The following is a 14,066-nucleotide window of genomic DNA, read 5'->3' on the forward strand; positions in this document are numbered from 1 at the left end:
ACCGTTCATCGTCTCTTTCCATTCTACCATGAGTGGAAGTGGAAAGAAAAATGAACGGCTATGCTGTTATTTAGTATTTCCCATTAACAAGCTTGCGTACGGCGAGTCGGATGGTAAAATGATAACCGTTTGATTACCGACCGTTTTTTTGTAAGACTCCAGCGTCCGGTATAGTTTATAGAACTCAGGATCCTTGGAGAATGATTTATTATATATCTTGGCTGACTCTCCCTCTCCTTCAGCACGGATGACTTCTGCATCGGCTTCCGCCGATGAAAGCATTTCCTTCACTTTTCGGTCAGTGTTTGCGATGGTCCGGTTTTTCTTCGCATCCCCTTTTGAAAGATATTCCTGCGCTTTACTTTCCCGCTCGGATATCATCCGCTTATAGACCGACTCCTCATTTTCAGCAGGTAAATCCGTCCGTTTGATACGAACATCAGTAAGACTGATTCCATAGTTGTCCTTCACTAACAGTTCATTGACCTTATCTGTGATGCGGTCGTTCAAGCTTCCCCTCGATGACTTCTCATTTATGATTTCATCATAGTTCAGCTGCCCCAACTCTGAACGGACCGCAGAATAGATGAACTCTTCCATCCTAGTTTCGGCGTTTTCCAGTGTCCTCGCATTGGTGATCAGTTTTTTCGGGTCTTCAATCCGCCAGACCGCATAATTATCGATCAACATCCGTTTTTTATCTCTTGTATTGATTTCGGCCTCGGATACATCGGAGCTCATTTGATACTTGGGCAAGGTCACAACGCTTTGAACGAATGGCACCTTGGCTTTCAGTCCTGGTGTTTTATCAATCCTAACCACTTCTCCAAATTGGCGGACGACTTTGTATTCCCCTTCTTTGACAATATACACATTAGTGAAGATGATCAGCATGAGGATGATAAAGATGATGAAGAATATCCCTATTTTCACATAACCTCTCCAATGAAAATCGCCCTTTTTTAGCTCATTGAAATCAATCACTTTTCCACTCATGGCTGGGTGCCCCCTTTCACTGCCGACTCTTCGTTATCCGGTGCTTTCGCTTCTTCTTCCTCAGGGACAGGCACCGTTTTCGTCTCTTCTTTTTCTAATGGGCGGAGCGGTAGATACTTCATTGTATTTCCGTCATCGTTCATGATATAAATATCGGCATTCGGCAATACCTGTTCAAGCGTCTCAATAACCAGACGGTCCCGGGTGATATCCTTATTGCCTTTATATTCACTATATAGCTTTTCAAATACTGCCACATCACCGCGGGCCGCTTCCGTACGGGCTGCTTTATCGCCGTTCGCTTTTGAAATAAGGGCATCTTTCTCCCCTTCCGCTTCATTAATCCTTTTGTTCTCGTATTTATTGGCTTCATTGATTTTCGTATTCGCCGTCTCCCTGGCATCCGTTACGTTCGTGAAAGCTTTACGCACTTCTTCGTTGGGCAGCTCGACATCCTGCAATTTAACCGCGGAGATGGAAATGCCCACGTCATATTTCTTCATCAATTCCGACAGCAATTCACGAACATCCGCTTCAATTTTCGCCTTACCGGAAGTGAGGGCATCGTCGATTTTCGTACTTCCGATGATGCTCCTTAAAGACGCGGAAGTCGTATCATATAAAATCTTCTGTGGATCATCCGAATTGAAGAGATATTTAGGAGGGTCGGTAATTTTCCATTGCACCACCAAGTCAGCCAGTACAATATTCTCATCACCAGTTATCATCTTGGTCTCTCTCGGATACTCCTTCACTTTTCCTCCTTCTTCCTTATACCCGAATTGGAGGCTGAATGTTTCCTTGGATAGTTTATGGACCGATTGAATCGGCCAAGGTAATTTAAAATGAAGACCTGGCTCTGTTATCGTCTCCTCCACCTTACCAAACGTCATAATGACGGATTGATCTGATTCATCCACCGTATACCAGGTGGAAATGGCCACCACTCCAAGTATTAAAATAAGTAAAACAAGTCCCGTTACCGTATAAATCCTTTTTAAGCTTACGATATGTATCACCCCTTCTATTTGGTGTTATATCTTATTTACGCAAAGAATGGACCAAAGTTTCGTAAAATTGGAAATTTTTAATAATTAAGTGGTGACTCCCATTTCCATACAGAAAAAGGCAGGGACTAAAATGTCCCTGCCTTACTTAACTCCTTGGATGAGGGGTTGTACAATCATTGTACCCCTCCATTATGAAGCTTGTTTAAAGGAAGTGTAAAGTCTGTGTAAACTCTACCTATTCCCTTTCAACTTTTTATTCAACGTGACGGTGAATGTCGTACCGGTTCCCGGTTTACTCTCTACGTTAATTTTGCCTTTATGAACTTCCACGATATGTTTGACGATGGCAAGTCCAATCCCGGTTCCACCTGAATCTCGGCTCCTTGCCTTGTCGATTCGATAAAATCGTTCGAAGATCCTCGGAAGCTCTTTCTCCTCAATCCCGATTCCATTGTCCTGCACTATCACATCCACGGTTTGTTCCTTCTCCGCAACCGTTACAGTCACAATCCCACCATTTGGTGTATAAGCTAAGGCATTGGTAATCAAATTGATGAACACTTGTTTGATCCGATCTGATTCCCCTTCAATAACCACTGAATGCGAAGGCACTTTGACTTCGAGTGAGATTTCTTTTTTTCGTAGTTTACCCATGAGCATTTCCTGAATTTCTTTAAGGATGGTAGTCATATCTACCTTGTCCGTTTTCAGGACAAATTCCTGCTGTTCCATTTTGGATAAATTAAGAAGTTCCTGAATGAGCTCTTGAAGCCGATCGCTTTCGTTTAAAATGATCGATAAAAAGTGCTTTAAGGTTTTCTCATCCTTCCAGGCCCCATCCAGCAATGTTTCCGAAAAGCCTTTAATAGAAGTAATCGGTGTCCTCAATTCATGAGAGACATTGGCCACAAAATCCTTCCGCATTTGTTCCAGTCTTTTCAGTTCAGTGATGTCATGGAAAATAAGCAGGATTCCCTTCCATTCATCATAATCACCGATAATGGGAGCTCCATAGATTTCGAAATGCTTTCGTTTAAGGGCAAGCGGAATTTTCACCTGACGTTTTATCGTTTTTTCCGTCCTGAAAATCTCTTCTATTAGAGCTATGACTTCTTCATCCTTTATCACAGAATAATAGTCTTGATATAGGAATGTATGCGAATCTACATCAAAGGTTTTCTTGAATTCCCGGTTGATTAGCGTTGTATATCCTTTGCTGTCAATTAACAGCACACCACTCCCCATATTTTCGACGAGCGTTTCCAAACGATCCTGGTTCATTTCCCTCGCCATTTCGGTTTCTTGGAGGTTCCTTGCCAGGATATTCAACGAGTTCGTCAACATCCCCGTTTCATCTGAATGTTGCTCGAATTTTCGGGTACGGTAATTTCCTTTTGCCAGGTCAATCGCTGCCATTGTGGCCTCTTCAATCGGCCGGGTGTAATAGGAAGTGATTTTACTTGCCAGCATCAGGATGATGATCAAGGCTGCACCCAAGCAAATGACCAATATGCTCCACATTTGCCGGTTGACTTGTTGAATTGCCTCGATTTCATTACTATGGATGACAAATCCTTCAATCTCGCCATCCTTTTCAACGGCGCTCCAGTAATAATGAAGGTCCGAATCCCCCTCCACCACTTCATAGCCTTCACGCTGCTCCCCCGTTTTTTCAAGGGTGATTTTCTGAAGGACTTCTGCATGGCTATCAAGCAACTCATTTGAAGAGGACGAATCATATAAAACCTCTCCATCTGTCGAAAGAATGGTTAAGTTGGATTCAAGCAACGGCGTTAGTTTCGACGTTTTACCTTTTTCCAAAAAGGAGGTGATACCGCCATGCTCTTTAATATATGTAGAAATGAAAAACGTTTCATTTTGAATTCGTTCGTTGAATGTTTTAATATAATAGCTTTTGAAAAGATGGCCCAACAAAAAACCAACGGCCATCAGTACGACCATCACCAGCGTGATGAGGGTAAATAGCAGTTTCTTACGGTAGGTCGTCATTCTCTTTTAGGCTCCTCGAACTTGTAACCCAAGCCCCTTATCGTTTTGATATACAGAGGTTTTTTTGTGTCTGATTCAATTTTCTCCCTCAGATGGCTGATATGGACATCCACGATACGAGAATCTCCGGCAAAATCATAATTCCACACCGTGCTCAATAATTGATCCCTCGTTAACACTCTTCCTTTATTCTTCACGAGGTATAAAAGTAATTCAAATTCCTTTGGAGTCAATTCTAGTTGATTCTCCTCGAAATAGGCTTCATAGCGTTCAGGAAAGATCTTCAAGTCGCCTATTTTCAGTGAATCATTCTCTGGATCATCATTATTTTCAGTACTATTAGAATGCTGTGATCTTCTTAGTATCGCTTTAATCCGGGCAACTACCTCACGTGGGCTAAAGGGCTTCGTTAAGTAATCATCTGCTCCTAATTCCAGGCCAAGCACCTTATCAAATTCATCATCTTTAGCTGTTAACATCAAAATCGGGATATTTATTTTCTGTTGGCGAAGCTGTTTACACACTTCAAGCCCATCCAATTTGGGTAGCATTAAATCCAATACGACCAAATCAGGACAAAGCTCAACAGCTGCCTGTAAACCTTCTTCCCCGTCCAATGCTGTAATTACAGAGTAACCAGCCTGCTCTAAATTGTATTGAAGTAAGGTAACAATTGATTGTTCATCATCCACTACGAGAATTTTCTTTGACATTAGATCCTCCTGAATTATGTATTACCCTTAAGACATGCTTTTGTCTACTCATCCAATTCTATTATAAAGAATATTATCTGTAATTCACACTTAAAATTCTCTCGTCCTCCCAAAATCACCAATTCCTTTTACTGCCTCAAATAAGGTAAGGACGAAAAATCCGGGCCGATACATAAAAAGACCACCTGATAGGTGAAAGGAACACAAGGGATTCCTGTCACGTTTCGGGCAGTCTTGTTATGAAACGGATGAGTTATTGTAAGATTTTCATGACTGCTTTAACGGAATCGACTGATTTCGAAAGGGCAGCTTTTTCAGATTCCGTCAATTCAAGTTCGATGATTCGTTCAATTCCATTGGCACCTAAGACCGTAGGCACACCAAGGTAGATGCCTTCGAATCCATATTCACCTTCAAGGTAGGCGATTGATGGAAGAACGCGATGTTGGTCTTTCAGGATTGCTTCCGCCATTTCCACAAGGGATGCCGCAGGTGCGTAATAAGCGCTACCATTGCCAAGTAGGTTGACGATTTCTCCGCCGCCAGTACGAGTACGGGCAACGATTGTGTCTAGACGGTCTTTTGGTATTAATGTTTCCAAAGGAATGCCTCCGGCGTATGAGTAACGTACTAAAGGCACCATGTCGTCACCATGCCCACCCAGGACGAAACCGGTTACGTCCTTAACCGACATATTCAATTCTTGAGCGACAAACGTACGGAAACGGGCAGTATCAAGCACGCCCGATTGTCCGATTACTCGTTCTTTTGGAAAACCCGATTCTTTGTAAACCGTATAAGTCATTGCATCTACTGGATTGGTTAAAACGATGATGGTTGTATGTGGAGAGTATTTGACCACTTCTTTCGTTACAGCTTTCATGACTTTTTGGTTCGTCTGAACTAAATCATCACGGCTCATGCCTGGTTTGCGGGCGATCCCGGCAGTGATGATGACGACGTCTGAGTCTGCTGTATCTGAGTAGTCAGAAGTGCCGATGATAGAGGCGTCAAATCCTAGGACAGGACCTGCTTCAGCCATATCAAGTGCCTTACCTTTTGTAGGGTTTTCTGATTGTGGAATATCAACTAAAACGATGTCACCGAGTTCTTTTTGAGCGGCAAGGAATGCTGCGGTAGCTCCAGTGAATCCTGCACCAACTACTGTAATCTTTTTACGTGTAGACATGTTAATTCCTCCTTAAAATATGCAAATATTTCGGAATACTTTTAACATCTGTATACATAATTATACGCCTCCCGGAAAAGGAGCTGAAGTCAGCTCTTTTCCTGAAGGCGTCATTAGTAAAAATTAAAGGTTTTTGATTAGCTCGTCAGCGAACTCAGAACATTTAACTTCTTTTGCACCTTCCATTAGGCGGGCAAAGTCGTATGTAACAACTTTAGAAGCAATTGTTTGTTCTACTGATTTAGTGATGCTGTCCGCAGCTTCATTCCATCCAAGGTGTTCAAGTAAAAGAACGCCTGAAAGAAGAACTGAAGATGGGTTAACTTTGTCAAGACCAGCATATTTAGGAGCAGTACCGTGAGTTGCTTCGAAAATAGCATGTCCAGTTTCGTAGTTGATGTTAGCTCCTGGAGCAATACCAATTCCGCCAACTTGAGCAGCTAGTGCATCAGAGATGTAATCTCCGTTTAAGTTCATTGTTGCAACAACGTCAAACTCTCTTGGACGAGTTAGGATTTGTTGTAAGAAGATATCGGCAATAGAATCTTTAACGATGATTTTGCCTTCAGCTTCTGCAGCAGATTGTGCTTTGTTAGCAGCTTCTGTTCCTTCAGCTTCTTTGATTTGATCATATTGGTTCCAAGTGAACACTTTGTCAGCGAATTCAGTTTCTGCAACTTCATAACCCCAAGTTTTGAATGCGCCTTCCGTGAACTTCATGATATTACCTTTATGAACAAGTGTTAATGATTTACGGCCTTCTTTGATTGCATAGTTAAGTGCAGCGCGAACAAGACGTTTTGTACCTTCTTCAGAAATTGGCTTGATACCAATACCAGAAGTTTCAGGGAAACGGATGTTTTTAACACCGAACTCAGTTTGCAAGAAGTCGATAAGTTTTTTCGCTTGGTCAGAACCTTTAGCATATTCGATACCAGCATAGATGTCTTCAGTGTTTTCACGGAAGATAACCATGTCAGTGTCTTCAGGACGTTTTACTGGAGAAGGTACACCTTCGAAGTAACGTACTGGGCGTAGACATACGAATAAGTCTAATACTTGGCGTAATGCTACGTTCAATGAACGGATACCGCCACCGATTGGAGTTGTAAGTGGTCCTTTAATAGCGATTAGATATTCGTTGATGACATCAAGAGTTTCTTGTGGAAGCCATTCGCCTGTTTGGTCAAATGCTTTTTGTCCAGCTAAAACTTCTTTCCATTCGATTTTCTTTTCGCCATTGTATGCTTTTTCTACAGCTGCGTCTAAAACGCGTACTGCTGCTGCCCAGATATCAGGACCGATTCCGTCACCTTCAATGAAAGGAACGATTGGATTGTTTGGTACGTTAAGAACACCGTTAGTAACTGTGATTTTTTGGCTTTGTGTCATGTCTCTTTACCTCCGATTCAAATTCAAAGGCTAGTTGGTCTGCCTTATAATTCTTGGCAGAACCACTAACCTCGTTTACTCACATCTTTTAATTTACTACAAATCCGATGAAATTAAATATAAATTTTGAAAAAACTTTTATTTATTCAAAAATTTTATCGATTTTCAATCGGAATGTACTTTTGCATACCTGGTCCAACATACTCTGCACGTGGACGGATAAGGCGGTTGTTTGAATATTGCTCAAGGATATGAGCGATCCAACCTGATGCACGGCTAACAGCAAAGACTGGTGTGAATAGGTCATGCTCGATACCTAGGCTGTGGTATACAGAAGCTGAATAGAAATCTACGTTTGGCGGAAGATTTTTTTGACCAGTCACGATTTCGTGAATTTTAGTCGACATTTCATAATATTGAGGCTGACCAGTAAGCTCAGTCAATTTTTTAGACATTTCTTTAAGGTGTTTAGCACGTGGGTCACCTTTACGGTATACACGGTGGCCAAAGCCCATGATTTTTTCTTTGTTAGCTAGTTTTTCGTTGATATAAGGCTCAACGTTTTCTACTGAACCGATTTCTGTAAGCATTTTCATAACTTGTTCGTTAGCTCCGCCATGAAGTGGGCCTTTTAATGCGCCAATGGCAGATGTAACGCCAGAATAGATATCAGAAAGAGTAGCAACGCAAACGCGTGCAGTGAAAGTAGAAGCGTTTAATTCATGGTCAGCATGTAGAACCAATGCTTTGTTGAATGCTTCTTCTTCGATTGCAGTTGGCTCGTTACCACTTAACATATATAAGAAGTTAGCAGCGAAGCTTAGATCTTTACGTGGTGCAACCGCTTCCTTACCTTGACGGGTACGGGCGAAAGTTGTTACCAACGTTGGGATTTTAGCTTGGATGCGAATGGCTTTACGATAGTTAGCTTCTTCACTCATTACGTCAGCTTCTTCATCATATAGACCAAGAAGTGATACCGCTGTGCGAAGAGCACCCATTGGATGTACTTTATCAATTGGGTATGTTTTGAAATGATTAACAACTTCTGCAGGAAGTTCTGCGTTTTCAGCTAGTTGTTTAGTTAATTCAGCTAATTGGCTTTTGTTTGGAAGAGCTCCATGCCATAAAAGATAGATTACTTCCTCAAAAGTGGCATTTGTAGCTAAATCATCGATATCGTACCCAACGTAAGTTAGTGTATCGTCGATAATCGAGCTTACGGATGAAGTGGTTGCTACCACACCTTCTAGACCTTTTGTTGCTGTCATATAAAATCTCTCCTTTTTCTAAAATTCCCCTATATCCTTGCTCATTACGTATAAATATAGCGCTTCCAAGAGTAAGCTATCCTACCCAACCATCTATTTTTTAGCTGAAGACATGCGTCACCCATCGATAAGTATTCACTGATGTGAATGCCAATCAAAGGAGCATGCACGACCTTTTACAATCGCTTATACGAATTCTAAAAATTAATGCTTGTAGCTTCGCTTCCTAGTGAGCGCTTGCTCAAATAACTACACTCTTTTTTTAGATCATCAGAAACTACTATTTCTAAATCCTAATATAATGACTCGGAGTAGTTACAACATTATTATAAACAATAATCACTTTTTTGGGAATGAAAAGCGCTTAAAATATGAAAAAATTATTATTTCATTAGAAAAATCTCTATTCCTAATCCACCTTTTTTTTCAGCTTTTTCCACCACATTCTTACAAAAAAATGAAATGAAGCAGAATAAATCTAACATAGAAAAGAAAAAAAGATTCCAGAAAAATTAAACAATTACTATTCATTCCCTGTGTCAATTATTTAAAAAAATCAAAAATCTGCATGCATAAATAAGCAATTCCAGCACCAATCAACGGACCTACAGCCACACCTTTAAATAATGCGACGGCTAGAATCGTCCCAAAAACCAATGCGGTTGTAATATGTGGATCGTGAGAAAGCAAGGTAATTCCATTTTTCGCAATCAAGGCAACAGCTATACCAGAAGCCAGCGCAATCCATGCATAGGGCGATTTAATCGCATCCCCCAGTTCCTTGAAGCCAATCGCTCCATTAGCAATAGGGATGAGCACTGCAATCGTAATGATCGTAACGCCTAGGTTGATTCCCTTTGCTTCTAAATAAGGGAACACTTTGGCATCAAGACCAATGATTTTCATGAGTAAAAGAAAACCTGCTGCGGCAATAAGGGATGTGTTTTTCCCAAACCAACCGATTACCGCAAGTAAAATTAAAAACACGACCGGGCCGTTTATCACTTCTCCTCCTCCTCTTTCCTTTTTGTTATTTTAACATAACAAACCGCCTGTTTACCTTTGTCAAAATCCATGGTATTTATTTGGCTACCAATAGAAATAGTTCATATTGGATCCAAAAGGAACTTTCCTTTCTTTACCATTGTCGTTACAATTATAATACAATGCAGCCGTTAGAAGGAGGGAATGTCTTGAATCCTGTTTACATCTACCGTTTCATTCGTTTCATATCAGTCATCGGAATCATCATTTTGGGCGGGATCGCCTTATTTTATTTATCTAAGTATACGTATCCATTCATTATTGCCATGATCATTGCTTTCTTGATGAACCCCCTTGTGACTTTCTTCGAAAAGAAAGCTCACTTGCCACGAGGACTTGCTGTATTTGTCTCCCTATTACTCATTTTCCTTATTTTTGCCGGACTCATCACCCTATTAGTTACCGAAATCATATCAGGTACTAATTACCTTGCGGGTGTGATACCGGAACATATCGAAACCATCGTAGATTACATAGAAACGCTCATTGCCACCAAGATCATTCCCCTATATAACCAAACCACAGCCATGTTCAATACATTAGATCAAGATCAGCAGGACACCATCCTAAAGAACATCCAAAATATTGGTGAATCCATCACTACCGGGGTCAGCGGTTTCATTCAGGCATTCCTGAAAAATATCCCCGCCATCATCGGCTGGTTTCCAACGACGGTGACAGCACTACTCTTTACCCTACTGGGCACTTTCTTCATCAGCAAAGACTATGACCGTTTCGGACGAATGACGGGAAATGTATTGCCAAATAAACTATTTTCCGGGGCCAAACGTTTATTCCGTGATTTAAAACGAGCATTATTCGGATTCATTCGCGCTCAATTCACTCTAGTTTCATTAACGACCGTTACCATTTTAATCGGATTTCTTATATTAGGGGTCAAGTATTCGATTACCATCGCTTTAATTTGCGGCTTAGTCGATATCATTCCTTATTTGGGTACAGGGACCATCTTCATTCCATGGATCATCTTCGAATTCATCTCTGGGAATACCAGTCTTGCCATCGGGCTGTCTGTGCTTTACATCATCGTTGTTGTCCAGCGCCAACTAATTGAACCAAAAGTTCTTTCTTCTAGTATTGGCTTGGATCCACTTGCTACTCTCATCGCCTTATTCATTGGTTTTAAATTAATCGGGTTTCTTGGATTGATCGCCGGGCCAGTAGCCCTAGTCATATTCAATACCCTTCAACGTGCTCATGTCTTTCAAGCCATTTGGTCGTACATCATGGGACCGGATACGAAAAAACCCACTCCAAACAAATTTCTTTAAAATCAAAGAAAAATCCGCCCGATATTCGGGGCGGATTTTTTCTATCTATCTCTTATTTTGAAGTTTCGAATTGTTCAGCTTCAGTAGAACCAGCAAGTGCTGTTGTAGAAGAAGTTCCACCAGATACAACCTGTGCCACTTCATCGAAGTATCCAGTTCCAACCTCGCGTTGGTGACGAGTTGCCGTATAGCCGTCCCCTTCACTAGCGAATTCTGCTTGTTGAAGTTCTGAGTATGCTGCCATTCCACGGTCTTTGTATCCAAGAGCAAGGTTAAACATGCTATGGTTCAATGAATGGAATCCAGCAAGTGTAACGAATTGGAATTTGTAACCCAGTTTCCCTAATTCGACTTGGTAGCTCGCAATTTCCTCATCACTCAATTTCGCTTTCCAGTTAAACGATGGCGAGCAATTGTATGCTAGTAGTTTTCCTGGGAACTCAGCATGAATCGCTTCGGCAAAACGACGGGCATCTGCAAGGTTTGGCTCGGACGTTTCACACCAGATAAGGTCAGCGTATGGTGCATAAGCCAGGCCACGAGCAATCGCTTGGTCAAGTCCCGCTTTCGTGCGGTAGAATCCTTCTGGAGTACGTTCGCCTGTGATGAATGGGGCATCGACTGGATCGATATCATCCGTGATCAAGTCAGCGGCGTCAGCATCCGTGCGAGCAATCAATATAGTCGGTGTTCCCATTACGTCTGCAGCCAAGCGGGCAGAAATCAGGTTACGTATGGCAATTTGTGTTGGAAGAAGCACTTTCCCACCTAAATGGCCACATTTTTTCTCGGAGGAAAGCTGATCTTCAAAGTGAACACCGGCAGCTCCAGCTTCGATCATCCCTTTCATTAGTTCGAAAACATTAAGGGCTCCACCAAAACCTGCTTCCGCATCAGCTACGATAGGGGCAAACCAATCGATATCGTCTTTTCCTTCAGCAAAGCTGATTTGATCGGCCCGTTGCAGTGTTTGATTGATGCGTTTAACGACTTGTGGTACAGAGTTTGCTGGGTATAAGCTTTGATCCGGGTACATCTGGCCAGCGATATTCGCATCTGCAGCCACTTGCCAACCACTTAGATAGATGGCCTTTAAACCCGCTTTTACTTGTTGCATCGCTTGGTTACCAGTCAATGCTCCTAGTGCATTGATGAAATCTTCTTGTTTCAGGAGATTCCATAGTTTTTCAGCTCCCCGACGCGCTAAGGTTTGCTCGATGTCAATGGACCCTCTTAATTTGATAACTTCCTCAGCTGTATACGTGCGTTTAATTCCATTCCATCTTGAATCAGTTTCCCAGCTTTGTTGTAATTGCTCTACTCTTTCGTTCGTCATTATATTTTCCCCCTAATAGTTTATAGTACGTTCATAATTGATAGAATATTAAGATAATTTTTCGTATGCTGGATTCGTTAAGAAATCAGCGAAGTCTTCAGCCACAATCAATTCTTCGAATAGTTTAGTAGATTCTTCAAATTTCCCTGTTTTGAAAGCTTCTTCACCAATCTCGGATTTAATGACTTCCAATTCTTCCTCTTTGATTTGATGGAATAATTCTTCCGTCACTTTCCTGCCATCTTCTAGTATGCCTTTAGGATGACGAATCCACTGCCACACTTGAGCGCGGGAAATTTCTGCTGTAGCGGCATCTTCCATCAAGTTATTGATAGGAGCCGCTCCTCTACCACATAACCAGGAAGCGATATACTGAATGCCGACGTTTATATTTGTCCGTAAGCCAGCCTCCGTAATGGATCCTTCTGGGACTTCCAGCAAATCTTTAGCCGTCACTTCTACATCTTCACGTTTGCGGTAAATTTGATTCGGTTTCGGAACAAGAAGGTCAAACACTTCTTTCGCAGTACTGACCATGCCTGGATGAGCGACCCATGTACCGTCATGCCCATCTCTCGCTTCACGTTCTTTATCCGCACGAACCTTCGCGAACGCCTCATCATTCTTGACCGGGTCATTCTTGACCGGAATTTGGGCAGCCATTCCACCGATTGCCGGAGCATTACGGGTGTGGCAAGTCTTGATTGCGAGAAGGGAGTAAGCTCTCATGTTCGGAACCGTCATTGTAACCTGTAATCGATCTGGGAAGATTACGTCCTCTGAGTGACGGAATTTCTTCAGGAAGCTGAAGATGTAATCCCAGCGACCGCAGTTTAGGCCTGCTGAGTGTTCTTTCAACTCATACAAGATTTCGTCCATTTCGAATGCTGCAAGAATCGTTTCGATTAGTACCGTCGCTCTAATTGTCCCCTGCGGAATTCTTAAATCATTCTGGGCATATACAAAGATGTCATTCCATAATCTGGCTTCGAGATGACTTTCCATCTTCGGAAGATAGAAGTATGGACCGCTTCCATTTTCGATCAATGCTTTCACATTATGATAAAAGTAAAGACCGAAGTCGAATATGCTGGCGGATATAGGCTGTCCATTTAATAGAACGTGTTTTTCTTCCAAGTGCCAGCCACGGGGTCTGATTTTCAAGACTGCCGTTTTTTCATTCAATCTATATACTTTACCGTTTGGATTTTCAAATGAGATGGTACCGCGGATGGCATCCCTCAAGTTCAGTTGCCCATCTATGCAATTTTCCCAAGTAGGCGAGTTGGCATCTTCAAAGTCTGCCATAAACACGCAAGCCCCTGAGTTTAATGCATTGATGATCATCTTACGATCAACCGGCCCTGTAATTTCAACCCTGCGGTCTTGCAAGTCCTTCGGGAGGGGAGCGATTGTCCAATCACCTTCACGGATATGTTTCGTTTCCTCCAGGAAATCAAGCTGCTTTCCTTGGTTTATTTCCTCTTGGACCGTTTTACGTCGCTCTAACAGTTCCCTTCTCCTTGCACCGAACTGCCGTTCAATCCGTTCAATGAATTGAAGCGCTTCCGTAGTAAGTATTTGTTCATATCCAGGCTTGATATCCCCTGTTATTTGTAAACCTTTTGCTTCAGTAATCATGTTGCTTTCCACATCCTTTCAAACTCTTATATGTTATAATACAGTTATTTTATTTCCTGTTTGTATTATATAACACGCTGTATAAATTTGTCACCTACTTTTCCAACTTTTTTAAAAAAAGATATTAATTGACTATAGAAAGCCAGGTATATAGGCATTTCTATTAGAAAAA

General features: G+C 41.8%; 11 protein-coding genes. 1 reads left to right on the forward strand and 10 read right to left on the reverse strand.

All coding sequences use genetic code 11. From position 1 onward, the window contains the following. Positions 1–66 precede the first annotated feature (66 nt). The 8 genes from hflC to ACIQXU_RS02760 all read right to left on the reverse strand — a co-directional run bounded on the left by hflC (position 67) and on the right by ACIQXU_RS02760 (position 9,586). Positions 67–996, reverse strand: a complete 930-nt coding sequence (hflC, locus tag ACIQXU_RS02725; protein WP_402986584.1) for a protease modulator HflC — start codon at positions 994–996, stop codon at positions 67–69. After that, positions 993–2,006 carry an FtsH protease activity modulator HflK gene (gene hflK, locus ACIQXU_RS02730; protein ID WP_402987366.1) on the reverse strand — a complete coding sequence of 338 codons (1,014 nt, stop codon included), beginning with the start codon at positions 2,004–2,006 and terminating at the stop codon, positions 993–995. Before hflK ends, hflC begins: the two co-directional genes overlap by 4 nt. Before the next feature lie 231 nt (positions 2,007–2,237). After that, positions 2,238–4,016: a two-component system histidine kinase PnpS gene (gene pnpS, locus ACIQXU_RS02735; protein ID WP_402986586.1), complete on the reverse strand. Its 1,779-nt coding sequence runs from the start codon at positions 4,014–4,016 to the stop codon at positions 2,238–2,240. After that, complete coding sequence (locus ACIQXU_RS02740; protein WP_402874401.1) at positions 4,013–4,729, reverse strand: response regulator transcription factor; 717 nt, start codon at positions 4,727–4,729, stop codon at positions 4,013–4,015. The genes pnpS and ACIQXU_RS02740 overlap by 4 nt, the downstream gene beginning before the upstream one ends. A 253-nt stretch (positions 4,730–4,982) precedes the next feature. Beyond that, positions 4,983–5,918: a malate dehydrogenase gene (gene mdh, locus ACIQXU_RS02745; protein WP_402986588.1), complete on the reverse strand. Its 936-nt coding sequence runs from the start codon at positions 5,916–5,918 to the stop codon at positions 4,983–4,985. Between the two features lie 123 nt (positions 5,919–6,041). Continuing rightward, positions 6,042–7,310, reverse strand: coding sequence for an NADP-dependent isocitrate dehydrogenase (icd, locus tag ACIQXU_RS02750; protein WP_402874397.1), 1,269 nt, complete (start codon positions 7,308–7,310; stop codon positions 6,042–6,044). Between the two features lie 155 nt (positions 7,311–7,465). After that, positions 7,466–8,581, reverse strand: a complete 1,116-nt coding sequence (gene citZ / locus ACIQXU_RS02755) for a citrate synthase (RefSeq protein WP_402874394.1) — start codon at positions 8,579–8,581, stop codon at positions 7,466–7,468. Between the two features lie 543 nt (positions 8,582–9,124). Then, on the reverse strand, positions 9,125–9,586 hold the full coding sequence (locus ACIQXU_RS02760) for a DUF441 domain-containing protein (RefSeq protein ID WP_402986590.1): 462 nt from the start codon (positions 9,584–9,586) through the stop codon (positions 9,125–9,127). A gap of 188 nt (positions 9,587–9,774) precedes the next feature. On the opposite strand from ACIQXU_RS02760, the gene ytvI reads away from it, so the two are divergent. Then, positions 9,775–10,917 carry a sporulation integral membrane protein YtvI gene (ytvI, locus tag ACIQXU_RS02765; RefSeq protein ID WP_402957716.1) on the forward strand — a complete coding sequence of 381 codons (1,143 nt, stop codon included), beginning with the start codon at positions 9,775–9,777 and terminating at the stop codon, positions 10,915–10,917. Between the two features lie 52 nt (positions 10,918–10,969). Here ytvI and aceA read toward each other — a convergent pair whose 3' ends face one another. Continuing rightward, positions 10,970–12,253, reverse strand: a complete 1,284-nt coding sequence (aceA, locus tag ACIQXU_RS02770; RefSeq protein ID WP_402986592.1) for an isocitrate lyase — start codon at positions 12,251–12,253, stop codon at positions 10,970–10,972. A 48-nt stretch (positions 12,254–12,301) separates the two neighbouring features. Beyond that, entirely contained in the window at positions 12,302–13,894 is a 1,593-nt protein-coding gene (gene aceB, locus ACIQXU_RS02775) for a malate synthase A (RefSeq protein ID WP_402874382.1), read from the reverse strand. Positions 13,895–14,066 lie beyond the last annotated feature (172 nt).

The sequence above is a fragment of the Peribacillus sp. NPDC097284 genome (genome assembly GCF_044761765.1).
Lineage (GTDB): Bacteria > Bacillota > Bacilli > Bacillales > DSM-1321 > Peribacillus.